Here is a 22,456-nt window from a genome sequence, read left to right as displayed (position 1 = left end):
ATGATAGGGGCTTCAGCCAAAACTTATTTAGTTTGAACAGAATAATGACAACATATGCTGTATTATACTACCTTTTAAGTTTTGGCTAAAGCCGTGGGAATTGATATTTATTTTTAAACGGGCTAAAGCCCGTTCCTATTGAATGACTATTTTTTCAAATAGATCATAGGTTTCCACTATCAATAGAAGCGGGTTTTAGCCCGCTTATTTTATGATACATAATGATAGGGGCTTTAGCCAAAACTTATTTAGTTTGACCAGAATAATGACAACATATGCTGTATTATACTACCTTTTAAGTTTTGGCTAAAGCCGTGGGAATTGATATTTATTTTTAAACGGGCTAAAGCCCGTTCCTATTGAATGACTATTTTTTCAAATAGATCATAGGTTTCCACTATCAATAGAAGCGGGTTTTAGCCCGCTTATTTGTTTACAATAGTAAAAGGCTTTAGCCAAAACTTATTTAGTTTGACCAGAATAATGACAATATATGCTGTATTATACTACCTTTTAAGTTTTGGCTAAAGCCGTGGGAATTGATATTTATTTTTAAACGGGCTAAAGCCCGTTCCTATTGAATGACTATTTTTTCAAATAGATCATAGGTTTCCACTATCAATAGAAGCGGGTTTTAGCCCGCTTATTTTATGATACATAATGATAGGGGCTTTAGCCAAAACTTATTTAGTTTGACCAGAATAATGACAATATATGTTGTATTATATTACCTTTTAAGTTTTGGCTAAAGCCGTGGGAATTGATATTTATTTTTAAACGGGCTAAAGCCCGTTCCTATTGAATGACTATTTTTTCAAATAGATCATAGGTTTCCACTATCAATAGAAGCGGGTTCTAGCCCGCTTATTTTATGATGCATAATGATAGGGGCTTCAGCCAAAACTTATTTAGTTTGACCAGAATAATGACAACATATGTTGTATTATATTACCTTTTAAGTTTTGGCTAAAGCCGTGGGAATTGATATTTATTTTTAAACGGGCTAAAGCCCGTTCCTATTGAATGACTATTTTTTCAAATACATCATAGGTTTCCACTATCAATAGAAGCGGGCTTTAGTCCGCTTATTTTATGATGCATAATGATAGGGACTTTAGCCAAAACTTAATAATTCTTACCCTCTTAAATCTTCTTAATGGTTTAATTTTCTATCACCATTGGAAATAAAAAAAGGCTGCTTCTAAGAAACAGCCCTTGAATTTTTGTAATCTGAATGATTATTTTTTCTTAGCACCTGAAACTGCATTTGATAAATCAGCTCCAGCTTTGAATTTAGCAACTTTTTTAGCAGCAATTTTGATTGGTTTTTTAGTTGCAGGGTTAATACCTTGTCTAGCCGCTCTCTCAGCTACTGAGAAAGTACCGAAACCTACTAAAGAAACTTTTCCGTCTTTTTTCTTTAAAGTAGTTGTAACGTTACCAATGAAAGATTCTAAAGCAGCTTTTGCTGCAACTTTAGTGATACCTGCATCTTTTGCGATTGCGTCGATTAATTCAGACTTGTTCATAATTTTTAATATTAAAGTTAGTTCGTAATTATAGCAAATATAGTACTATTTTCTAATTGTGCAATTTTTTTATTAAAACTTGTAAAATTTTTTTGCTTTTCACTGAAATCAGTTAAAATATGATAATTCCACTTTTCACAGAAAATCTACGTTACAGGTTACTAAAATCATGCCAAATGCTTATGTGTATTGACTTTAGCAAAAAGTTAATATTATTTTTCGTATTTATTAAATCCTAAATTGTGTATAAACAATTAATTTTTTTGACCATATGATTGTTAAATCTATAAGTAATTTTTAAATTTCTTATGTTTTGTGAAATTAAACCCCTGTGTTTGTGGGAGTTTTAAAATGATAATAAAGACCTGTTTTATTAATTTTTATTAATAAATTTGCAGCATGTTAATAGAAGTTTTCAAGTCTAAGATTCATAGGGTGAGAGTAACTGCCTCTGACCTTAATTATATAGGGAGTATAACGATCGATGAAGATCTTATAGAAGCTGCCGGTCTGGTAGTGGGAGAAAGGGTCTATATCGTCAATGTGAATAACGGAGAACGTTTTGATACCTACGTTATCAAAGGAAAAAGAAAATCAGGAGAAGTATGTCTGAATGGTCCTGCGGCAAGAAAAGTACAAAAAGATGATATCATCATCATTATTGCTTATGCTCAGATGACTCCGGAGGAAGCAAAAGACTTCCAGCCGAAGATCGTTTTCCCGGATGAAAAAACAAATCTTCTTACGTAGTACATGGAGAAAACATCAAAAAGTCCGGTAAAATCCATACTAACAATAGTAATATCGCTTGCTTTTGCAGGCTTTTTTTTATGGCTTGCCTTAAGAGGGCTGGATTTTAAAGTCATTCAGAAGTCACTGGCAAAGGCTAACTATATCTGGGTATTATTTGCTTCCGTATTTGGTCTTTTGGCATACTGGTTCAGGGCGATCCGTTGGAATCTTATGCTGGAACCTATGGGACACAGAATTTCAAATTCCAATGCACTTTGGTCCATATCATTTGGTTATCTGATGAATCTTACCATTCCTAGAAGTGGTGAAGTGGCAAGAGCTACTGCTTTGTATGGAGTGGAGAAAGTACCTGTGGATAAATCTTTTGGGACTATCATTTTGGAAAGAGTGGTGGATCTTATTTGTATGATGGGATTTTTAGGACTGACATTATTGTTCAAATATGATGCAATTCTGTCATTCTATAAAAATTCTGGAGTCAATATCAACCCTACTAAAATAATATTGATCCTTTCCATTCTGGTTGTAGGAACAGTCTTATTTTTTGTATTTAGAAAGAAACTGGCGGAAGTTCCGTTTTTAGGGAAAGTAGTCAACTTTATTGATGGTATTTTTCAAGGGATCACTTCCATCTTTAAATTAAAAGAAAAAGGGAAATTCATTCTTTATACATTAGGAATCTGGATTTGTTATTATTTAGCAGCTTACCTGGTATGTTTTGCTCTTCCTGAAACCTCAGCATTTACCTTTGCAGACGGATTTTTCATTATTGTAGTGGGAACACTGGGAATGATTATTCCTGCCAGTGGAGGAATCGGAGCATATAACCTTGCGATGAAGTATGGTTTTATGGCGCTATTCATTTCAGTAGGAAAAAGTGCAGATTTCGGAGGTGAAATGGGGCTTACCTATTCCTTTATTTCTTTACCGCTGCAGATTGTGATTATGCTGGTGATGGGATTAATTTCTATTCCTATGCTCGCAAAAGCAAGAAACAATGCTGTTTCAGATAAAGAATTTGAGAATTAATTCAACATACATTTATACTATACAAGGTTCAATTTTTTAATTGGACCTTTTTTTATAGCCATTTTGTGACTTAAAGAGTTTAAAATTAAGCGGTATGGAACATTTTTTTATCAATAAATTTGGTCAATTCGTAAATCACTTCTATCTTAATGCAAAAAATAATCATAATATAAAACACTATGGCAATTAATCTACAGAAAGGACAAAAGATCGAGATAGGATTGACGAAAATGACGATTGGATTAGGCTGGGATCCGAATGAAGGAACCGGCTACGACTTTGACCTGGATGCTTCTGCAATCATGATTGATTCTGACAGAAAATTAGTAAGCGAAGAATACTTCGTTTTTTACAATAACCTGAATTCTCCGGATGGAGCGCTTACCCATACAGGAGATGACCCGAGTGGTAAAAACAGTGATGGTGACGATGATGAAGCTATTATTATAGATCTTGATAAAGTAGACTCAAGAGTGGAAGAGATTCTTTTCGTGGTAACCATTGAAGACTTTGAAAGAAGAAGACAGAATTTCGGACAGGTACGAAACTCTTATATCAGAGTAGTAGACAATCATTCCAACCAGGAGATTGCAAAATATGAACTGGATGAAGATTTCTCTATTGAAACCGGAGTAGAATTCGGAAGACTGTACAAAAGAAACGGAAGCTGGAAATTTGAAGCTTCAGGAATAGGATACAGAGCAGATTTAGGCTTCTTCCTTGAAAAATACTACAAAGGACAAATCATCAAATAAATCCTCAAATACACAAAAACTATAACTATGGCAATTAATTTACAGAAAGGACAAACAATAGATTTAAGAAAGAATGACCGCGGAGAAAGCGTTTATGATCTTTCAAAAGTAACCATCGGTTTAGGATGGGATGTAAGAAAACAAAGCAGCGGATTCTTCGGTAAACTGTTCAGCAAGGAAGCAGAATATGATCTTGATGCAGTAGCATTTCTTTTAGATGGCAACGGAAAAGTAGCTAATCTTGGAAGAACGGTACAGACCAATGACGGAAGACAAATGGGGCTTTACCAGGGAGATGTGGTTTTCTTCAATTCTATGCAGCATCCAAGCGGAAATGTATGGCTTACCGGAGATAACAGAACCGGAGCAGGTGATGGAGATGATGAGCAGATCATTGTAAGACTGGATCAATTGGATCAGAGCTATCAGAAGATTGTGTTCATTGTTACCATTTATCAGGGAAGAACCAATAATCAGCATTTCGGAATGATCGAAAATGCATTTATCCGTGCGGTAGATGCTTCAGGAAAAGAAATTACAAAATACAGCCTTTCCGGCGATTCAAGTATGAATGGTAAATGTGCAATGGTTTTTGCAGAAGCATACCGTCACAATGGCGACTGGAAATTCCGTGCTGTGGGAGAACCGCATAATACAGATAACTTTATAGATATTCTGAGACAGCAGTACGCTTATTCCAACTAAAATTTAAATTTTTTTCAACTCAAATATAAGCCGGCTTGGAAGTCTCCGACTCCCTCCGCCGGCTTCAGAATTAATACTTGTCTATAATGAGCAGGAGATTATTAGCTTATTTTTTATTAGATACTTCGGGGTCTATGAACGGAGAACCTATTCAGGCACTGAACAATGGTTTCAACGGCCTTATCAGTATGCTTCGTGCAGATCCGCAGGCGATGGACAGCTTGCATTTAAGTGTCATTACCTTTGATAGAGATGTTAAGAATATTATACCCTTAACAGATCTGGCAAGTTTTTATCCAATGGAGATTACTTGTCCGGATAGTGGCCCAACGCATACAGGAGCTGCTTTGGAAATGGTTTCTGAACTGGTTCAGAGGGAGATTGTGAAAGAATCGGCCGATGCAAAAGGAGACTGGCAGCCGTTACTGTTTATATTTACAGATGGAAAACCGTCGGATATTCAGAAGTACAGGCAGATGATTCCTGTAATCAGAGGACTGGAATTTGGGGCTATCGTAGGATGTGCGGCAGGCCCGAAAGCAGATGAGCAATTTTTGAAAGAACTGACCGATCATGTAGTAAAACTGGATACTACCGATGCCATTACCCTTTCTTCTTTTTTCAAATGGGTGAGTTCTTCCATTACTCAGGGAGGGCAATCACAGAATACAGGAGAAAATATCACATTACCTCCGCCACCATCGGAGCTTAATATTATTATTTAAAAAATTGTCTTTACACCATGAGAAGACTGCCTATTTATTTTTTAGTAGATATCTCCGAATCTATGGTAGGAGAACCTATTGAGCAGGTACAGGAAGGTATCGCCAATATCATAAGGGAATTAAAAAAAGATCCTTATTCACTCGAAACCGTTTATATTTCTGTGATAGGTTTTGCAGGAGAAGCTGAAGTGATTACTCCGATGCAGGATATTATCAGTTTTTATCCACCTAAAATTCCTATTGGAAGCGGGACATCACTTTCTCAGGGATTAATTAAAGTGATGGATTGTATCGACAGGGATATTGTGAAAACAACGTATGAAAGAAAAGGAGACTGGAAGCCTATCGTCTTCCTTTTTACAGACGGAGTTCCCACTGATGATGCCACTAAAGCCATTGAAAGATGGAATACCAAATACAACGGAAAATCTAACACCATTGCCGTATCTATAGGAGAAAATACCAATTATAAGCTTCTCGGTTCTCTGGCAGACAATGTTTTACTGTTCAATAATTCTGACGAAAATTCTTATAAAGAGTTTTTCAAATGGGTAACTGATTCTATTAAAACTACCAGCCAGAGTGTAACAGAAGCAAAAAAAGAAGGAATTAATTTGTCTAAAATTGATTCCCTTATTCTGGAGAAAGTAGATCCGGAAATGGAACAGAGATTTCCTGATAATAACTTTGTCGTACTGAACGGAAAATGTCAGGAAACGGAAAAGCTTTATCTGATGAAATTTAAAAAAGCATTTGCCGAATCAAGTATACCAGGCATGGCTACAAGATATTACAGATTGGATGGAGCTTATAAAATTGACGAAAAGGCCTATTACAGACTTTCCTCCAATCAGAAAACGCACCTTAAAATCAATATCGAAGAACTGGACGGAGGAACTTCATGTCCTCACTGTGCTAACCCGATTGCATTAGCTACCTGTTCGTGCGGAGGTATTCACTGCCTTAGGGGAGAAGGATACAGCAAATGTCCATGGTGTGGAACTTCCGATTATTATGGATTTTCCGGAGGAGGATTTGATATTAACAGAACGCTGGGCTAATGATGGGGAAATTTTTCAGGAAGTCAGCTGATGAATCCAAACCAAAAAGTATGGAACAGGCTATTGTTTTTAAAGAAAAGGAAGAATTCAAAGACGTTCATTGGGTGTTGAAAAATGCCAGTGCCAAACAGTTCTATGAATTCAGTTTCGATATGGAAGAGTTTCCCAATATTAAGATTCAGGATATCGGAAACCTGCACGAAACAGGGCTAAGTTTTGAAAATAATACAATCTCAGGAACTCCGGTGACGAATAATATGTACCATCTGGATGTTCAGTTTTATCATACTCATGATCAGAATCAGCTTGAAACCAAAAAAATACAGCTATTTGTCAACGCAGATCCCAAAGACTTATGGAAAAATATTCCAAGTGATATAAACGCTGCTTTTTATAAATCGGAAGAAGACTCATACAAAGGTTCTTTTTCGGAAAAAAAAATTGTTGTAGCTTCCAAAAGAGGACGTTCTCACGCTCATGAAGGCAAATTTCGTGAAGATGATTTCGCAGTAAATACGCTTCCTGAAGGTTGGAATATTATTTCTGTTTCAGATGGAGCAGGTTCAGCAAAGGCAGCCAGAGAAGGTTCAAGACTGGCAACCACAACGATCAATCAGTTTTTCAACTCACAGGAAATTTTAAAACAGATTGAAAATCATATCAATATTCTGTACACTACTCAGCCTTCTGATCAGGAACAGCTTGAAGCGAAACAGAATATCATCAATATTTTATCGGAAAGTGTTTCACATGTTCATCACACATTAGAAAAAACAGCAGTAGAAAATGCTCTTTCTATGAATGATCTGCATGCCACACTTATTTTTACTTTGCTTAAAAAGTTCAGTTTCGGATATATTATTCTGAGTTTTGGAGTGGGTGACTGTCCGATCAATCTGATTAATACAGACTTTTCTGAAGTAAAATTGTTAAACCGGATGGATGTGGGAGAATTTGGTGGTGGTACCCGATTTATCACTATGAAAGAAATTTTTAATGATAGAATGGTTTCCCGTTTCCAAATTACCTGTGTCGAGGATTTTTCCTATCTGGTGCTGATGACAGACGGTATTTATGATCCTAAATTTACCACAGAAAATAAACTGGAAGATACAGAAAGTTGGAAAGCACTTTTTGAAGACCTTGCCGGAAATAATGATGACCGGACGAAAGCCGATTTTATCAACGATGAAAAAATTGATGAAGAACTTTTAATCTGGAGCGATTTCTGGAGCAGAGGAAATCATGATGATCGTACATTGGCCATAATCTATTAATACCATGAAAAAGACCATTAAAGTTGTTTCTGTTCTGGATGCAGCCAAATCCTATGAATATGTAGATGAAAACCCTATCAGGGGCGGAGTGAAAGATGTTTATTTTTCGCCCGATAAAGACTATGTAGTCGCTTTCTACCGAAATCCACTGGATGAAGGACAGAAGGAAAGAATCATGAGAATTGTTTCTACCTATCTGCAAAGTATACAGAGTGGTAATACTTCTGAATATTTTCTGAACGAAATATTCAGATGGCCTTATGATATCGTTGAAAGAAATAAACTCACAGGAATTGTAGTTCCTGTTTATCACCATAAATTTTATTTTGCTAAAGGCTATATTGGTTCAGATAACATCCAGGGACAGGATAAAGTGGGGAAGTGGTTTACCGCTCCCATGTTCAGAAATCAGCAATATCCGTTGAGATTGGATCAGTCAGAATTGGGAGATTGGCTGAGCTATTTCCAGATTGCGGTTAATATCAGCAGAGGCGTGAAAAAGCTCCATCAGATGGGGTTGGCACACTCCGATTTGTCTTATAACAATATTCTGGTAGATCCTGTGACAAAATCTGCCTGTATCATCGATATTGACGGTCTTGTGGTTCCCAAACTCTTTCCACCGGAAGTGATTGGAACTGCAGACTTCATTGCGCCCGAAGTTTTAAAAACCCAACATTTGAAGCTTCAGGATCCTGAAAGACATTTACCCAATCAAAAAACAGATCTGCATGCCCTTGCTGTTCTGATTTATATGTATCTGTTGAGAAGACATCCGCTGCGTGGAGGAAAAATCTGGGATTTAGATTCTGAACAGGACGAAATTTTATCCATGGGAGAAAAAGCGATGTTTGTAGAACATCCGGAAAATAATTCCAACCATGTAAAATCAGATCATCTCAGAAAATGGGATGCATTCTGGGGCGATCCTCAAAAAATCCCGTATACCGTTACAGGTCCATATATTTCAGAATTGTTCAGAAAAACATTCATTGACGGATTACACGATCCTATCAGACGTCCCACGGCCAATGAGTGGGAAACCGCATTACTGAAAACCGTAGATCTGATCCAGCCTTGCCAGAATTCCGGCTGTACAGAAAAATGGTATGTCTTTGATAATACCAGCAATCCAAAATGCCCGTTCTGCGGAACACCTCATCAGGGAACACTTCCGGTATTAGATCTGTATTTCAGGTTTGATGATGAGGTATGGAAGCCGGAAAATCACAGATTAATGGTGTATCATAATCAGTATCTGTTCAAATGGCATGTTTCCAGAAAAGTGATACGTAACGAAAACCTGACGATGCAGGATAAAATGCCTGTGGGATATTTTACATTCCATCAGGGGAAATGGGTATTGGTGAATCAGGGATTATCCGGTATGAAGGATGTCACAGAACAAAAAGAAATTCCACCAGGTTCTATGGTTGAACTCACCGATGGTAAAAAAATATTGCTTTCCTCAGAAGAAGGCGGAAGACTGATCTACGTAACGATGGCAAACCAATAACCCGTCATTGCGAACGTAGTGAAGCAATCTCATATTCTCAGATCTCGCAGATAATTGTGATCATTTGTGCTCATTTATTTGTGAGATTTGTGTTTAAATCAAAAAAAATAGAATGATAAGATTGATTTTAGCATTGTCCCTATTCAATAGAAACGGGCTTTAGCCCGTTTAAGAAATAGATTTAGATTCCAACGGCTTTAGCCAAAACTTAAAAAAAACATCTATTGCCTTTCCGTTTCCATAAAATAAGAATACTGATCTTCATCCACAATTCTGAACCCAAGACTTTTATAAAGATGCTGAGCCTTATTGGTTTTTAAAACACTTAATGAGACTGTTTTTCCTGCTAAAGAAGCTTCCTCTAAAATATCAGACAAAATCCTTTTTCCAAGCCCTTTACCTTGCTGGCTGGGATCTATCTGAAGTTGCAGAACCTCAATATTCGTAAACGTTCTGTCTACTTTTAACAGTCCGATGGGCTTATCATTTAAAAAAATAATATTAGCTTTTTCAAACTGATACAGAACTCTTTGCAGGGTCGTTTCTCTGTCAGTAGAAAGTCCTGAAGTTTCATAATGAGGATTCATGGTTTTCATTCTGAGATTGAGAAGAAAATCAATATCAGTTTCATCAGCTTGTTTATAATGCAGGTCAGGATTCATATTCAAAAATTAGAGTTTTTACTTTAATGCAATTTTCAGTCCCATTTCTTCTTTCATGTACAGCAAAACTTCTGCATTTCCTCTGGCATCATCTACCGGATTGTGCGTGTGTTCCGTCTTGCGGAGATGTTTCCATTGGGCAAAAGTATCTTTTTCCAGTCCGCAGTATAGATCAGAAAGTCGTCGGGAAGAAAAGCCAAAAGGATTCCTTCCGATAAAATGATGAAAATACCAGCAGATAAACATCCAGTCGAAGCCATTATTATCACTGACGAAAATAGGTCTGCCTTTGGAATGGGTTGTAATCCATTCTTCAAAAGCAAGCATTACAGCTTCAGGATCGTCAAAACTCATTGTTTCTTCTCTGCTGAAACCGGAAACTGCTAACGCATCAGGATTAAATCTCTCAGAAACAGGCTTTAATTTTCCATAAAAAGTAGTATCCAGTTCCTCATTCACGAGTACTGCTCCGAAGCAGATCATTGAAAAATCACCGGGAATCGGGCCGTCCGACTCTATGTCAACCATGATGTAGCTCATTGGAAATAGTTTTTAGCGGAACGAAGATATTGAAATAAGCTGAGAGATGGAAGAGGGAGGAGGGAAGCTGGAAGTTACTTTTTGTTTTATAAAGAACTTGTGTGTTTTTAAATCAATGAATATTTAAAAAAATGTCCCAATCAAAAAACTCAATAAGTTCATCGTCTGAAAAAACTTCCCTCCTCCTGCTCCCATTCTCCATCCTTAACGTCTCTGTATTCAGATCAATATTAAAAAAAATGTCTCTATCAAAGAACTCAATAAGTTCATCGTCTGAAAAAACTTCCCTCCTCCTGCTCCCATCCTCCCGCCTTAATGTCTCTGTATTCAAATCAATATTAAAAAAAATGTCTCTATCAAAAAACTCAATAAGTTCATCGTCTGAAAAACTTCCCTCCTCCAGCTCCCATCCTCCCGCCTTAAAGCCTCTGTATTCAAATCAATATTAAAAAAAATGTCCCAATCAAAAAACTCAATAAGTTCATCGTCTAAAAAAACTTCCCTCCTCCTGCTCCCATCCTCCCGCCTTAAAGCCTCTGTATTCAAATCAATATTAAAAAAATGTCTCTATCAAAAAACTCAATAAGTTCATCGTCTGAAAAACTTCCATCCTCCAGCTCCTATCTTCCATCCTTATACTAGCTCAAAAAAGCCCCTTTTCCCGATTTTTATTTTCGTTTGAGGAATCAGCTCCATTTCTTCATTTGAGTCCGTTATTTTGATTGTATTGATCTGAACTCCTCCATCCTCAATTAATCTTCTGATGGCAGATTTGCTGAGGTCTTTTTTAAGCTGATGACAAAGCTCTACAAGTGATATGTTGTTCTCCATACTTTTCAATGAACTGATCGCAACAGGTTCGTATACTTTCTCTTGAAAATTTTTATTCTGAAATTGGTTGATGAAAAACTGTTCCGCACTTTGAGCCGAAGCAGTATCGTGGTATTGACTGATGATATTTTTAGCAATCAGCTTCTTAATATTCATTGGGTTTTCCCCTTCTTGTATTCTGGAAAGAAGCGTTGTTTTTTCTTCAATAGAAAAATCGGTAGTCAGGTTGATAAATTCTTCAATCAAAGCATCCGGAATAGACATGGTTTTTCCAAACATTTCATTAGGTTCGTCCGTCAATCCAATAATATTGTTCAGGGATTTACTCATTTTTTCCTTTCCGTCAAGACCTCTCAGTAGAGGCATACACATCACAATCTGAGCCGGCATTTGATGTACTTCCTGGAGCTGCCTTCCCATGGTACAGTTGAAGAGCTGATCCGTGCCACCCATTTCAATATCACACTCTATTTTTACAGAATCAAAACCCTGAAGAATCGGGTAAACCAGTTCATGCATGGCAATAGGTGTATTTTCTGTGAATCTTTTATTGAAATCATTGCGGTGCATCAATTGGGCAACAGTCACTTTTGAAAGCAGCTGGATGACCTCAGAAAAGTTCAATGTGTCCAGCCAGTCAGAATTGAAAACAATCTTTGTCTTCTGTACATCAATTACCCTGGAAAGCTGATTGATATAAGTCTGGGCATTATGCTGAACATCTTCAGCGTTTAAAGGTTTTCTGGCTTTATTTTTTCCGGTGGGATCGCCAATTCTTGCCGTAAAGCTTCCCACAACAATAATGATCTGATGGCCCAGATCCTGAAACTGTTTCAGTTTTTTTAAGACGACTGCATGTCCCAGATGCAGATCCGGAGCGGTAGGATCAAATCCCAGTTTGATGGAAAGTTTTCTGTTTTCTTTTTCGGCTTGAGCCAATTTTTCTTCCAAACCGTTTTCAGGCAGGATGATAGCCACATTTTCTTGTAATGGATGAATCATGTTTGAATAGTTTTAAAATGAAAAAGAGGCTGTCTAAAAAGTCCAAAAAAATATCCCCGTTACTTAAAAAGTTTCGGGGATTTTTTTGTTGTTTGTCCTTTAAGATTTATCTTTAAGGTGCACCCAAACAAACATTGATATGAAAGTACGGTTTAAATCTTTACCCACCAATACTCCCAGCTTATTTCCTGAAGATATTTTTGATAAGATAGGTGCTAATGATCCGGTACGTCTTATCAATGAATTAGTGGATAACTTGAATATCGATCATATTATAAGTGAATATAAAGGCGGTGGAACGACAAGTTTTCACCCCCGGATGATGATCAAAGTTTTATTCTATGCCTATTTCAACAATATTTATTCATGCCGTAAAATAGAAAAGGCACTTGGAGAAAATATTCATTTCATGTGGCTTTCCGGCAACAGTAAGCCTGATTACAGAACCATCAATTACTTTAGGAGCAAACGGCTTAAAAACCATATTCACCGTCTTTTTGCAGATGTTACCGTTGTTTTGCAGAATTTAGGTTACGTAAGTTTAAATGTTCAATATATAGATGGTACAAAAATAGAATCATCTGCCAACCGATACAGCTTTGTATGGAAAAAATCTGTAGAAAAGAATAAATTAAAACTGGAAGCTCAAATTCATTCCGTACTTGAAGATATTGAATCCCAAATCAAAGAAGAGCGTTATGAATCCCATGAAAAGACCCTTCCAAAATCTATTGACAGCAGAGAGCTTCAGGATAAAATAGCAGAACTTAATCACTCTGTGGCACAGGACAATAAAACCGGTAAGAAGCTCATTAAAAAGCTTCAGCATCAGGACCTGCCCAGATTACAGAAGTATGAAGATCAATTAAAAATACTCTCAGGCCGCAACAGTTATAGTAAGACAGATCCCGACGCCTGCTTCATGCGGCTCAAAGACGACCATATGAAAAATGGGCAGCTTAAGCCAGCCTATAATGCACAGATCAGTACTGAAAACCAGTTTATCACCCATTACAGCATTCATCAGACTCCTGGAGATACCACTACATTGAAGGATCATCTTAACAGCTTTGAAAATCAGTATCACAAACAAAGTAAAGAGGTAGTAGCAGATGCCGGATATGGAAGTGAAGAGAATTACGAAATGATGGCAGAAAAAGCTATAGAGGGCTATGTAAAATATAATAATTTTCATAAAGAACAGAAGCGCAGTGAGAAGAACAATGCGTTTGCTGTACAGAACTTATATTATAATGAGGAAAATAACTTCTATGTATGTCCCTGCGGACAGCAAATGAACTTTATCGGTAAAGGCAAAAGAATCAGCAGTAACGGATATGAATCTCAGGTACATTATTATCAGGCTTTCAGATGTCAGGGTTGTCCTCTTAGAGAAAGCTGCCATCAAAGCCAGGATAATCGATTAATCGAAGTGAATTATAATCTGAACCATCACAGAATGAAAGCCAGACAAAGGCTGATATCTGAAAAAGGGCATTACCACAGAAGTAAACGGCCTATAGAAGTAGAAGCTGTATTCGGGCAATTAAAAAGCAATAATAAATTTTCAAGATTTACTCTAAAAGGACTTGAAAAAGTAAATATTGAATTTGGATTAATGGCATTGGCACATAATCTTAGAAAATTAGTGAAAAACAGAAAACTTAACCGTAAAAATTGGCTAAATACACTTAAATGCAAACAACATATGCATCTTTTCCATAAGTATATGAAAATCCAAAAGTATAAAATTGCTGCATAACTATACGCAGTCCCAAAACAAAAAAAAAGAGGCTGACCTTTTTGGACAGCCTCCTATATATACGTTAGATTATTTTATTGGATTACAGATATAGAAAGTCTTCCCGAACGATAGCTCGGTGTATAATATTCACTGAAGAATGGAAGACGTAATATACTGTTCAGATGTTTCATTGTGATGCAAATATACAGGAGTTTCCTGAAGATCCAATATTTAAACCATTAAGACGCATTGTAGGGTTATAACAAGATTTGTTTTAAAAGAAAAACTTAACCATCCATCAATCTTAATGGCTTAAAATAATGGTTCAAAACAATTTTACTTGCGGTTTTTGAAGCTAATTTCATGCCATAAATCCCTTAAAAATAAAATACAGGATAAAGATGTAAAAACTGTATTTTATTATTTTCTTTGCTATTTTATAAGAAGTCCGAAAAACAGGGAGGATCTTCCGGTTTTCAGTTTGCGGTTTCACGGAAAAAAATTAATAATTTAAGGTATATAGCCACCTAATTGAATACATGTTCAGTGTATAAATTTTTAATCTGATCTTTCCAGTTTTCCAAATCTTCGGGAGAAGCTTTATCTGCTTTGTCAAAAAATAAATGTCTGATAATTTCCAGTCCGGAGTAGATGAAAATGCCATGGTCGGAAGTTAGGGTAAGCGCTTTATCCATTCCCATTTTTTCATATTCATCATGAGATTTTCCATGGGTGTTGATGATGACAGCTTTTTTATCTTTCAGAAGCCCTTTCTGTATACCCTGATCATAGCGGTAAGCAAAACCATAACTGAAAACACGGTCTATATATCCTTTCATCATAGCGGGAAGACCTGTCCACCAGATAGGATAAATAAAAGTAATCTGTTCTGCCCACGAAATATGATCCTGTTCGTTTTTTACATCATCTGATACTTTTCCCATCCGTTGTCCCTGCGTATCATTCAAAGAAAGAACAGGATCGAAACCGATTTTGTAAAGATCTCTCACGATAATTTCCTCGTTGTGAGATTGAAGGGTTTCCACAACAGAGTTTAAAAGATGATGATTTAAACTGTTTTCATTGGGGTGCGCGTAAATGATTAAATGTCTCATTGTTTTGATTGTTAAGATTAATGAGACAAAAGTAGTACGACGTACCTTTCAAAAATTGTAAGAAAACGAAACAGATTATTTTGATTTTGGGTTGCAGATCTCCTGCTGGAACTTTAAATACTGAGACGGTGAAATGTTGATAAAATGCTTAAAATCATGGATAAGCTGGCTCTGATCATAGTAACCGCATTCATCAATGATAGTAAACCATTTGACCTGATTTTGTTTTTCAGTTTCTTTTTCGATGAGTTGTATTGCTTTTAAAAAACGGTTGTAACGGGTTAGCTCTTTTAAGGAATATCCAAACTGTTCTTTCTGTTTCCGCTGTATGTTTCTTTCCGTCTGTTGAGTCTGCTCTGCAATGACTTTAACGGGATTTAAAAGATCGTTCTCAAAACTGCTCAAAAGCTGGCTGGTAATATCCCGATCCTGCAGATAAGGTTCACAGAACTCAAGAATATGATTCACCTGTTCTGTGACTGAATTTAATCGGGTAAGCTGATGCCAAAGGTCTGTAAAGCAGTTTTCTTCCAGCAATTCATCCGGATGCCTTACCAATTGTTCAATGGATATTTTTCCAAAAAATCGAAAAAACGCATCATCTTTAAAATTAGCAACCAGGATAGAGCAGCCAGCGGGAAGTGTGTATTCAAAAGCTTGTCTCACTGGCCCGAACACCATACATTTATCTACATTTATGATGGTCTTTTCCCGGGTAGACATGGTAGCATTTTCTCCAAAACAAAATAAGAGAATGGTCTGATAAGTAGGGAGAAGGGTCTTAGTTATTGAGGATTCAGAAGTATTTTCAGCAAAATAGAAATGAGTAAATACATTTTCAAATTCCTGTGGAACTGAAATTCTGTACTCGTTATATTCTGAACGTAATTCCATAATCCTGAAAGTTAATAGATGAGGTTTTTTACCATTTTATAATTGGTCATGGAAACTCCTTTTACGTTGACAGTCTGCTCCTGGACAACCTTAAAACCAGATTTTTCAAAAAATGATCTGGCTGTTTTGCTTACATCTGCAGTAAGCTCTTTCTTCTTATTCAATAAAGCTTCTTTTTCAATCTGTTGATAAAGCAGGGTTGCAATTCCTCTGTGCTGAAAATCTTTGTGTACAAAAAGCAGATCAATATAATTTCCCTGATCGAGTGTACAGAAACCTGCTATTTTATTCTTTATTTCGGCTATCACAACATATTGATCTCTGATTACTTTTATCCATCTTTCCTCATTTTCTGCACCGGATTTCCAGGCTTCAAGTTGTTGAAGATCATAGTCTCTTTTACACACCTCATCTATTGTTGCAGTAAACAGCTCCAGCATTGTCGGAAGATCATCGTAAATTCCTTTTCTGAGGATGATATGATTATCTGATGTATTGCTGTTCATAAAATTTTTGCTGTTCTTTATTGAGAAGTGGATAGAAAAGATTCATTTGTAACAGTGTATAATGCTGAATGGCTTCTTTTGGATTGAGTTTCAAAATAAGTCTGTTATGGGTAAGCCAGTTGTCGGCAATGATGAAAATCTGCTCAACAAGACCATCTATAATAAAATGAGGTACATCTTTCTGAAATATATTGTTCTTCTGAAGATCTGAAAAGATCATTTGAAATTCCTCTTTTCTGCTGAAATTAATCCCTTCATAATTGGCTTTGATGTCAGGATTCCGATTCAGAATATCTATAAAATTGATAAATATAAAACGGTAAGAATAAAAAATTTCACAGGTAGAATAGGTAAACTGATAAAGATCTTCAAGACTTTTATTTTCTTTTTTTTTCATCTGGTTCAGCAGCTCATCCATTTCCAGGGTAAGCTCTGAGAAAAGGATTGTGATGATGTCTTCTGAGTGCTTGAAATGATAATGCAGGTTTCCCGCACTGATATGAAGTTCAGCCGCAATATGTCTTGTGGTAATATTGTTATACCCTTTATCATTAAATAATTCCAGTGCTTTAGACAGAATTTTATCCTTTGTCTTCATAACCCAAAGATAAGAATATCAGAGTGGATATAAATCATATTTTTAAAATTAGAACAATTGTTCTAATTTGATATCTTTGCAGTATCAAATCTTATGACAATGGAAGGTAAACCAAAATTCAATTATGAATCAGCAGAAAATACTGATCAAGAAAGTAAAACAGATCCTCAGGAAGTTATATCAAAAATATTGCAGGTGATTCTTGGGGTGATAATGGCTGTTTTGCATATGTGATGAAAAAAAGAATTTCCTTTTGGTTTCTGCTGGGACTGTCTGCCTGGGCAATTATTATTCTGCTGAGAAGAAAAGGAATTGTAATTCCCGTAATCAACAATCATTTCACAGATTGTATAACGGTTCCCATGTATTGCTATCTGATAGAATATATCATGAATGGAGTGCTGGGCTATCAATGGAAACCTGATTTTAAATTTGTACTGACTTCAATCCTGTACCTTTCTTTTTTATTTGAAATATTATGCCCTAGAATATCATCCCGTTTCACTGCAGATTTTTTTGATGTGCTGGCTTATTCTGCAGGAGGTATGCTATACTATTTTATGGCAGTCAGGCAGGTTCATAAAAAAGCCAACAGTTCTGCATCGTAAAGAAGACTGTTGGCTGTGTTATAGTTTTTATCCTGGTTCAATAATTATAATTGCTGCATTTTGAGCAGCGGTTTTCATACGGTTATGTATAGAAGACAATTATTGAAGGCAAGATGTTACATGAATGCAAAAAAAATCTATTCCTGTTCCAGCTTGATGATAGGTCCTTTGTAAAATTTGGTCAGGTCATACAGATCTGTAAAATAATGCTGAAGATCCGGGATGATTGCAGGATCAAAATCTTTCAAACCACATTGGTCTTCTGCCAGAAGGTATAAAGACTGGTTATCCGGTTTCAGATATTCACAGAGTATATTATCAGGATGCTGTTTTCTGTTGATTATTTCTGTCAGAAATATTCCGTAGATCAGAAACTGATTGAAGTTTTTAGAATCCACAATATAATTCATATCCTGTTTCAGCAGTTTTTCATAATCTGAAAGAATCTGAAGAAAATTTTCGGCATGAACGTTTGTCGGAATTTCATAAAAAAGATCAATACCATTGATGAAAAGCTGTGTTTTGGTTTCCTCGTGATCTGAAGAGTATACTTTATGAAACCATTGAAAAATAAGCAGAAGTTCTTCCTGTGTAAGTTCTTCAACGGAATCCTTTATTTTTTCTTTAATCGTTTCAAGGGTATTTTTCGCTTCAGGCTGAAGAAATTTTAAAATATTTTCTTCTTCACGGCTCAGCTTATTGTACAAATTAATTTTGGCAACAGTTGGATTGGTCTTGATGAAATAAAGTTCTTCCGCCATAATTATTTACCCAATTAGATTTCAAATGGTTGTTTAAATATACAAAATATGCGTCAACTGTATTAAAAAAAATAATATGCAGTGAATGGGATGGCTATTTTACCGTTTCATGCAATGCTATTCTGTTTCCTTCTGAGTCTTCAAATTCTGCTACGGCAAATCCATATTTTTCGTCTATCCTTTTAGGGTAAAGAACAGAACCTCCATGCTGAACAGCTTTTTCTAATGTCTGATCAATATTCTCTGTTTTAAAATAAATGATCACTCCGTTTTTAGAAGGTTTGTAAACTTCTCCTTTAGCCAAAGCTCCCGTGATGCCACTGTTTTTCTCTTCAAAAGGAAACAAAGCCATCTCATAGCTGTCTATAATCTCTTTATCAAAACTAAAGTTGAAAACTGCAGAATAAAACTTTTCAGCACGTTCAAGATCATTCACAGGAATTTCAAAGTAGACAACAGGATTGGTAGATTTCATATTTTTTACAGGATTGGTTTTCTGCGACTGTGTGCAAGATATGCCTATTAGCAATAAAAAAGTCAAAAAACAGGATAACAGTTTCATGATTTCAGAGTTTAAACGAGGGAATGATTTACAGAATCTAAAATAGAGTTTTTATCTCAATTTTAAAAATAGATAGACTTATCTATTTTTTTATTTACATTTGTAAAAATTTTCAAGATGAAAAAGGAAAAAGTACGCGAAAGAATTATCAGGGTTGCCTCAGATTTGTTTTATAAGCAAGGATACAATTCTACGGGAATCAATCAGATTATTGCGGAAGCTGATATTGCGATTGGTTCTTTGTACAATCACTTTTCATCTAAGAATGATCTTCTTCAGGCTTATCTTATCAAAGAAGAAATTCAGTGGTTTGAAGGATTTGAAAACAGCACATCCAGAATTTCAGATCCAAAAGAAAAGATTCTTGCGCTTATTGATTACAGAAAAAAGCTGCAGCAGACTTCAAAGTTTGCAGGATGTCATTTCATTAAAATTGTCTCTGAAATAGGAGAGGGCAATCCTTCTGTTTCCGGTTTTGCCAAACAGCATAAAGAAAAACAAAAAGATTTGATCAAGACCCTTGTTAATGAATGTGCTACAAAAGGTCAAATAGCTGATCCCGGTTTAATAGCAGAAAATATTTTCCTTTTAATAGAAGGAGCAGTTGTCACCTCTACCATCAACAGACAAAATGATTCTTTTGATCAGGTGAAAAAAATGGTACAGGGTTTATTACCCTAATTTTTTTGAATATTAAAAAATAGATATATCTATATAAAAATGGAACGTAAGTATTTGAAATTAATGGTTGTATTGTTTGGTCAGTTGTTGACGATTATGGATATTTTTATCATCAATGTATCCATACCATCCATACAGCGTGATCTTCATGCTTCTCACGGAGAAATGCAGTTTATGATTGCGGCTTATCTTATTGGATTTGCATCTTTACTGATTACCGGAGGAAGACTTGGAGATTTGTACGGAAGAAAAAAAATGTATGTGATTGGATTATTAGCTTTTATGATAAGCTCTGTTGCCTGCGGGATTTCTGTAGGAGCAGGTCAGTTGGTTATTTCAAGATTTGTGCAGGGAATAAGTGCGGCAATGATGGCTCCTCAGGTACTTTCAATGATACAGATCCTGTTTTCTGACCATAGGGAGCGCACCAAAGCAATGGGCTGGTACGGAATTACCATTGGTATAGGAACTGTTTTGGGACAGTTTCTTGGCGGCTATTTTTCATCCCTTACAGTAATGGAAGAGCCATGGAGACTTATTTTTCTAATGAATATTCCTATAGGTTTACCAGCAATTTTCCTTACCCTGAAGCTATTGGACGAATCTAAAATTCCTGTGAAACAACCCTTTGATGCAGGCGGCGTTTTAATTCTTTCTGCAGGATTGTTCTGTGCTACTTATGCTTTAACCCTATCTGAGCATGATGGACTGCATTTCAAAAATGTTTCATTAGTGATGGTTTCGGCCGGAATTTTATTCACTTTTATTAAAAATCAGAAGAAAAAAATCCAAAAGGAACATGCTTATCTGATTGATTTTGAGTTGTTCCGTTTTAAAAATTTCAATCTCGGGATCATAGCGGTGTCATTCTTTTTTATCATGCTTGATTCCTACTTTTATATTTTGTCACTCTTTTTTCAGGACGGATTAAAGATCAGCCCGTTAGCAGCGGGAGAGATTATCGGTTTTCAGGGATTGGGTTTTATCCTTGCGTCATTCATTTCCGTAAAACTGATTTTAAAATATGGCAAAAAAGCCCTGATAGCAGGACTTAGTTTTATCATTATAGTTCTTATTGTTCAGTTGTTTTTATTCAGGGTACAGACTAATTTTACGGTTTTCTGTCTGCTGTTGTTTCTGCATGGATTGGGAATAGGATCCGTCATTCCTTCACTGGCTAACATAGCGATGTCTGGAATGTCTGAAAAACTGATTGGAAATGCTTCCGGTGTTTACAATACTTTTCAGCAGATTGCTGCTATAGTCGGAATTGTTGCTGTAGGAAGTGTTTTCTATTATGTTTTGGGAGTAAAGCCTTCTGTAGAGTATTATCACGAAGCTTTTTCCGTTGCATTACTGATTAATATTTTTTGTCTGATTTTTGTGATGATCTGTGTTTTCAAAGTTCCAAATCATGTTCTTCCTGAAATGAGACATCGAAAATGAAAATCAGGGTTTCTTTGATGAGGTTTTCATTTCCTGTAAAGTAGCTTTTGCCATATTTTTGGTCACCTCAGTAGGAGAGTGGCAGTCGCAGTTGCTGAGCCCAATCACATAAACATCTTCAGCAGGAATGTAAACTCCCATACTTTTAAATCCGAAGACACTTCCTCCATGCTCACGGTCAGGAATTCCATTGATATCTTTCAAATACCATCCGTAGCCATAAGTAAATTCTTCACCATTATTCAGTTTATATTTCTGAAAGGCTTTTTGAGTTTCCTTTAAATCCAATATTAAATTTTGATTTAAAGCCTGCTGCCATTTCAGCATATCATCTGCTGTAGACATCAGTGATCCGGAAGAAAATGGAACACTGAAACTGATGACTGTTTTATTCACAAATCCTTGTTCCTTTTTGTGATATCCATAAGCTCTTTGAGGAATAACTTTTCTGTCGGAAGCATAATAAGAATGAGTCATTCCTGCTTTATCAAAGATATTTTTCTTAATAAAGTCTTCATAGGAAATTCCTGAAACAAGCTCAATGATATATCCCAATACCACATATCCGGAATTGTTATAATCAAACTTTTCTCCGGGTGCGAAATCAACAGGTTCGTTTTTGAAAAAATTCACTATTTCTTCGGGTTTCATTTCTTTTTGGGCAATGGAAGAGATTGACTTCATTTTTGTAAAGTCCTTTATTCCTGAAGTATGGGTCAGAAGATGATGAAGGGTGATCTTATCTCCGTTAGGATAATCTTTGATGTATTGGGAAACAGGATCAGTGACACTAAGTTTTCCCTGTTGCTCAAGCAGCAGAATAGCCACGGCAGTAAACTGTTTGGTCATTGAACCAATTTGGAAAACATTCTCAGGGGTCATATTGACGTTAAGTTCAAGATTCGCTTTCCCAAATGCTTTTCGATACAGATTTTTTCCGTTTTGAGTAATCAGAAAAACTCCGCCAGGCTCATTTTTATTCCCGAATTCTGTCTGGATAATGCTGTCAATCTTCTTTTCATATCCTTTTGATAATGTCTGTGCATTAATTGTATGGGGTACAAATGAAAGCAGAATAAGTGGGGTTATCAGTTTTTTAATAATCATATCTATGTATTTTGTTATACAAAGATATAATTTATTTTAATTACTATGT

The 22,456-nt window shown here is 36.0% G+C and carries 25 protein-coding genes; 13 read left to right on the top strand and 12 right to left on the bottom strand.

Annotated elements, in window-relative coordinates:
- Positions 1-1,238 precede the first annotated feature (1,238 nt).
- Positions 1,239-1,529, bottom strand: coding sequence for an HU family DNA-binding protein (locus ACKTTZ_RS03095; protein ID WP_002976900.1), 291 nt, complete (start codon positions 1,527-1,529; stop codon positions 1,239-1,241).
- A gap of 399 nt (positions 1,530-1,928) precedes the next feature.
- Between ACKTTZ_RS03095 and panD the strand changes: the two genes are divergently transcribed.
- The 8 genes from panD to ACKTTZ_RS03055 all read left to right on the top strand — a co-directional run bounded on the left by panD (position 1,929) and on the right by ACKTTZ_RS03055 (position 9,350).
- Positions 1,929-2,279 carry an aspartate 1-decarboxylase gene (panD, locus tag ACKTTZ_RS03090; protein ID WP_002976902.1) on the top strand — a complete coding sequence of 117 codons (351 nt, stop codon included), beginning with the start codon at positions 1,929-1,931 and terminating at the stop codon, positions 2,277-2,279.
- A gap of 3 nt (positions 2,280-2,282) precedes the next feature.
- Positions 2,283-3,311, top strand: a complete 1,029-nt coding sequence (locus ACKTTZ_RS03085; protein ID WP_034698931.1) for a lysylphosphatidylglycerol synthase transmembrane domain-containing protein — start codon at positions 2,283-2,285, stop codon at positions 3,309-3,311.
- A gap of 179 nt (positions 3,312-3,490) precedes the next feature.
- Positions 3,491-4,066 carry a TerD family protein gene (locus tag ACKTTZ_RS03080; protein WP_034698933.1) on the top strand — a complete coding sequence of 192 codons (576 nt, stop codon included), beginning with the start codon at positions 3,491-3,493 and terminating at the stop codon, positions 4,064-4,066.
- Positions 4,067-4,093: 27 nt separating this feature from the next.
- The gene (locus ACKTTZ_RS03075; RefSeq protein ID WP_034698935.1) at positions 4,094-4,771 is read left to right on the top strand and encodes a TerD family protein; all 678 of its coding nucleotides are present in this window, start codon (positions 4,094-4,096) and stop codon (positions 4,769-4,771) included.
- An 86-nt stretch (positions 4,772-4,857) separates the two neighbouring features.
- Positions 4,858-5,496: a VWA domain-containing protein gene (locus tag ACKTTZ_RS03070; protein ID WP_034698937.1), complete on the top strand. Its 639-nt coding sequence runs from the start codon at positions 4,858-4,860 to the stop codon at positions 5,494-5,496.
- Between the two features lie 17 nt (positions 5,497-5,513).
- The gene (locus ACKTTZ_RS03065; RefSeq protein WP_034698939.1) at positions 5,514-6,557 is read left to right on the top strand and encodes a TerY-C metal binding domain-containing protein; all 1,044 of its coding nucleotides are present in this window, start codon (positions 5,514-5,516) and stop codon (positions 6,555-6,557) included.
- A complete protein-coding gene (locus ACKTTZ_RS03060; protein WP_253317992.1) occupies positions 6,557-7,834 on the top strand; it encodes a PP2C family serine/threonine-protein phosphatase in 1,278 nt (425 codons plus the stop codon). Before ACKTTZ_RS03065 ends, ACKTTZ_RS03060 begins: the two co-directional genes overlap by 1 nt.
- Before the next feature lie 4 nt (positions 7,835-7,838).
- A complete protein-coding gene (locus ACKTTZ_RS03055) occupies positions 7,839-9,350 on the top strand; it encodes a helix-hairpin-helix domain-containing protein (protein ID WP_034698941.1) in 1,512 nt (503 codons plus the stop codon).
- A gap of 221 nt (positions 9,351-9,571) precedes the next feature.
- Here the strand turns inward: ACKTTZ_RS03055 and ACKTTZ_RS03050 are convergent, their stop codons facing one another.
- The 4 genes from ACKTTZ_RS03050 to tyrS all read right to left on the bottom strand — a co-directional run bounded on the left by ACKTTZ_RS03050 (position 9,572) and on the right by tyrS (position 12,385).
- Complete coding sequence (locus tag ACKTTZ_RS03050; RefSeq protein ID WP_034698943.1) at positions 9,572-10,012, bottom strand: N-acetyltransferase; 441 nt, start codon at positions 10,010-10,012, stop codon at positions 9,572-9,574.
- Between the two features lie 18 nt (positions 10,013-10,030).
- Positions 10,031-10,552: a 3'-5' exoribonuclease domain-containing protein gene (locus ACKTTZ_RS03045; protein WP_034698945.1), complete on the bottom strand. Its 522-nt coding sequence runs from the start codon at positions 10,550-10,552 to the stop codon at positions 10,031-10,033.
- Between the two features lie 112 nt (positions 10,553-10,664).
- Positions 10,665-10,883 carry a hypothetical protein gene (locus tag ACKTTZ_RS03040; RefSeq protein ID WP_253317990.1) on the bottom strand — a complete coding sequence of 73 codons (219 nt, stop codon included), beginning with the start codon at positions 10,881-10,883 and terminating at the stop codon, positions 10,665-10,667.
- A 302-nt stretch (positions 10,884-11,185) separates the two neighbouring features.
- Positions 11,186-12,385: a tyrosine--tRNA ligase gene (tyrS, locus tag ACKTTZ_RS03035; RefSeq protein ID WP_407847284.1), complete on the bottom strand. Its 1,200-nt coding sequence runs from the start codon at positions 12,383-12,385 to the stop codon at positions 11,186-11,188.
- Between the two features lie 139 nt (positions 12,386-12,524).
- On the opposite strand from tyrS, the gene ACKTTZ_RS03030 reads away from it, so the two are divergent.
- Complete coding sequence (locus tag ACKTTZ_RS03030) at positions 12,525-14,147, top strand: IS1182 family transposase (RefSeq protein WP_407845762.1); 1,623 nt, start codon at positions 12,525-12,527, stop codon at positions 14,145-14,147.
- Positions 14,148-14,656: 509 nt separating this feature from the next.
- On the opposite strand, the gene ACKTTZ_RS03025 is transcribed toward ACKTTZ_RS03030, so the two are convergent.
- From ACKTTZ_RS03025 to ACKTTZ_RS03010, 4 genes are all read right to left on the bottom strand, one after another.
- Entirely contained in the window at positions 14,657-15,244 is a 588-nt protein-coding gene (locus ACKTTZ_RS03025) for an NAD(P)H-dependent oxidoreductase (protein WP_407847282.1), read from the bottom strand.
- A gap of 75 nt (positions 15,245-15,319) precedes the next feature.
- A complete protein-coding gene (locus tag ACKTTZ_RS03020) occupies positions 15,320-16,138 on the bottom strand; it encodes a helix-turn-helix domain-containing protein (RefSeq protein ID WP_034698957.1) in 819 nt (272 codons plus the stop codon).
- A gap of 11 nt (positions 16,139-16,149) precedes the next feature.
- Positions 16,150-16,644 (bottom strand): GNAT family N-acetyltransferase, encoded by a 495-nt coding sequence (locus ACKTTZ_RS03015; protein WP_051934588.1) that lies wholly within the window; start codon positions 16,642-16,644, stop codon positions 16,150-16,152.
- Positions 16,622-17,242: a TetR/AcrR family transcriptional regulator gene (locus ACKTTZ_RS03010; RefSeq protein WP_034698960.1), complete on the bottom strand. Its 621-nt coding sequence runs from the start codon at positions 17,240-17,242 to the stop codon at positions 16,622-16,624. Before ACKTTZ_RS03010 ends, ACKTTZ_RS03015 begins: the two co-directional genes overlap by 23 nt.
- 99 nt (positions 17,243-17,341) lie before the next feature.
- On the opposite strand from ACKTTZ_RS03010, the gene ACKTTZ_RS03005 reads away from it, so the two are divergent.
- Together ACKTTZ_RS03005 and ACKTTZ_RS03000 are read left to right on the top strand one after the other, a co-directional pair.
- Positions 17,342-17,476, top strand: coding sequence for a hypothetical protein (locus ACKTTZ_RS03005; RefSeq protein ID WP_301288022.1), 135 nt, complete (start codon positions 17,342-17,344; stop codon positions 17,474-17,476).
- Complete coding sequence (locus tag ACKTTZ_RS03000; RefSeq protein ID WP_034698963.1) at positions 17,476-17,850, top strand: hypothetical protein; 375 nt, start codon at positions 17,476-17,478, stop codon at positions 17,848-17,850. The genes ACKTTZ_RS03005 and ACKTTZ_RS03000 overlap by 1 nt, the downstream gene beginning before the upstream one ends.
- A gap of 137 nt (positions 17,851-17,987) precedes the next feature.
- Here the strand turns inward: ACKTTZ_RS03000 and ACKTTZ_RS02995 are convergent, their stop codons facing one another.
- Both ACKTTZ_RS02995 and ACKTTZ_RS02990 read right to left on the bottom strand, forming a co-directional pair.
- Positions 17,988-18,611: a hypothetical protein gene (locus ACKTTZ_RS02995; protein WP_034698966.1), complete on the bottom strand. Its 624-nt coding sequence runs from the start codon at positions 18,609-18,611 to the stop codon at positions 17,988-17,990.
- A gap of 94 nt (positions 18,612-18,705) precedes the next feature.
- Complete coding sequence (locus tag ACKTTZ_RS02990; RefSeq protein WP_034698969.1) at positions 18,706-19,086, bottom strand: VOC family protein; 381 nt, start codon at positions 19,084-19,086, stop codon at positions 18,706-18,708.
- Between the two features lie 204 nt (positions 19,087-19,290).
- Between ACKTTZ_RS02990 and ACKTTZ_RS02985 the strand changes: the two genes are divergently transcribed.
- Together ACKTTZ_RS02985 and ACKTTZ_RS02980 are read left to right on the top strand one after the other, a co-directional pair.
- Positions 19,291-19,854, top strand: a complete 564-nt coding sequence (locus tag ACKTTZ_RS02985) for a TetR/AcrR family transcriptional regulator (protein ID WP_034698971.1) — start codon at positions 19,291-19,293, stop codon at positions 19,852-19,854.
- Positions 19,855-19,893: 39 nt separating this feature from the next.
- A complete protein-coding gene (locus ACKTTZ_RS02980) occupies positions 19,894-21,300 on the top strand; it encodes an MFS transporter (protein ID WP_407847277.1) in 1,407 nt (468 codons plus the stop codon).
- Between the two features lie 3 nt (positions 21,301-21,303).
- On the opposite strand, the gene ACKTTZ_RS02975 is transcribed toward ACKTTZ_RS02980, so the two are convergent.
- Complete coding sequence (locus ACKTTZ_RS02975) at positions 21,304-22,407, bottom strand: serine hydrolase domain-containing protein (protein ID WP_407847275.1); 1,104 nt, start codon at positions 22,405-22,407, stop codon at positions 21,304-21,306.
- Between the last annotated feature and the right edge of the window lie 49 nt (positions 22,408-22,456).

This window comes from Chryseobacterium sp. KCF3-3 (assembly GCF_045865955.1).
Lineage (GTDB): Bacteria > Bacteroidota > Bacteroidia > Flavobacteriales > Weeksellaceae > Chryseobacterium.
Note: the sequence above shows the minus strand (reverse complement) of the source record. Positions and strands in the feature narration are given on the sequence as shown.

Bases quoted from the DNA above. Each gene is read 5' to 3' on its own strand.
- ACKTTZ_RS03095 (WP_002976900.1), bottom strand. From the start codon at position 1,529: ATGAACAAGTCTGAATTAATCGACGCAATCGCAAAAGATGCAGGTATC.
- panD (WP_002976902.1), top strand. From the start codon at position 1,929: ATGTTAATAGAAGTTTTCAAGTCTAAGATTCATAGGGTGAGAGTAACT.
- ACKTTZ_RS03085 (WP_034698931.1), top strand. From the start codon at position 2,283: ATGGAGAAAACATCAAAAAGTCCGGTAAAATCCATACTAACAATAGTA.
- ACKTTZ_RS03080 (WP_034698933.1), top strand. From the start codon at position 3,491: ATGGCAATTAATCTACAGAAAGGACAAAAGATCGAGATAGGATTGACG.
- ACKTTZ_RS03075 (WP_034698935.1), top strand. From the start codon at position 4,094: ATGGCAATTAATTTACAGAAAGGACAAACAATAGATTTAAGAAAGAAT.
- ACKTTZ_RS03070 (WP_034698937.1), top strand. From the start codon at position 4,858: ATGAGCAGGAGATTATTAGCTTATTTTTTATTAGATACTTCGGGGTCT.
- ACKTTZ_RS03065 (WP_034698939.1), top strand. From the start codon at position 5,514: ATGAGAAGACTGCCTATTTATTTTTTAGTAGATATCTCCGAATCTATG.
- ACKTTZ_RS03060 (WP_253317992.1), top strand. From the start codon at position 6,557: ATGATGGGGAAATTTTTCAGGAAGTCAGCTGATGAATCCAAACCAAAA.
- ACKTTZ_RS03055 (WP_034698941.1), top strand. From the start codon at position 7,839: ATGAAAAAGACCATTAAAGTTGTTTCTGTTCTGGATGCAGCCAAATCC.
- ACKTTZ_RS03050 (WP_034698943.1), bottom strand. From the start codon at position 10,012: ATGAATCCTGACCTGCATTATAAACAAGCTGATGAAACTGATATTGAT.
- ACKTTZ_RS03045 (WP_034698945.1), bottom strand. From the start codon at position 10,552: ATGAGCTACATCATGGTTGACATAGAGTCGGACGGCCCGATTCCCGGT.
- tyrS (WP_407847284.1), bottom strand. From the start codon at position 12,385: ATGATTCATCCATTACAAGAAAATGTGGCTATCATCCTGCCTGAAAAC.
- ACKTTZ_RS03030 (WP_407845762.1), top strand. From the start codon at position 12,525: ATGAAAGTACGGTTTAAATCTTTACCCACCAATACTCCCAGCTTATTT.
- ACKTTZ_RS03025 (WP_407847282.1), bottom strand. From the start codon at position 15,244: ATGAGACATTTAATCATTTACGCGCACCCCAATGAAAACAGTTTAAAT.
- ACKTTZ_RS03020 (WP_034698957.1), bottom strand. From the start codon at position 16,138: ATGGAATTACGTTCAGAATATAACGAGTACAGAATTTCAGTTCCACAG.
- ACKTTZ_RS03015 (WP_051934588.1), bottom strand. From the start codon at position 16,644: ATGAACAGCAATACATCAGATAATCATATCATCCTCAGAAAAGGAATT.
- ACKTTZ_RS03010 (WP_034698960.1), bottom strand. From the start codon at position 17,242: ATGAAGACAAAGGATAAAATTCTGTCTAAAGCACTGGAATTATTTAAT.
- ACKTTZ_RS03005 (WP_301288022.1), top strand. From the start codon at position 17,342: ATGGAAGGTAAACCAAAATTCAATTATGAATCAGCAGAAAATACTGAT.
- ACKTTZ_RS03000 (WP_034698963.1), top strand. From the start codon at position 17,476: ATGAAAAAAAGAATTTCCTTTTGGTTTCTGCTGGGACTGTCTGCCTGG.
- ACKTTZ_RS02995 (WP_034698966.1), bottom strand. From the start codon at position 18,611: ATGGCGGAAGAACTTTATTTCATCAAGACCAATCCAACTGTTGCCAAA.
- ACKTTZ_RS02990 (WP_034698969.1), bottom strand. From the start codon at position 19,086: ATGAAATCTACCAATCCTGTTGTCTACTTTGAAATTCCTGTGAATGAT.
- ACKTTZ_RS02985 (WP_034698971.1), top strand. From the start codon at position 19,291: ATGAAAAAGGAAAAAGTACGCGAAAGAATTATCAGGGTTGCCTCAGAT.
- ACKTTZ_RS02980 (WP_407847277.1), top strand. From the start codon at position 19,894: ATGGAACGTAAGTATTTGAAATTAATGGTTGTATTGTTTGGTCAGTTG.
- ACKTTZ_RS02975 (WP_407847275.1), bottom strand. From the start codon at position 22,407: ATGATTATTAAAAAACTGATAACCCCACTTATTCTGCTTTCATTTGTA.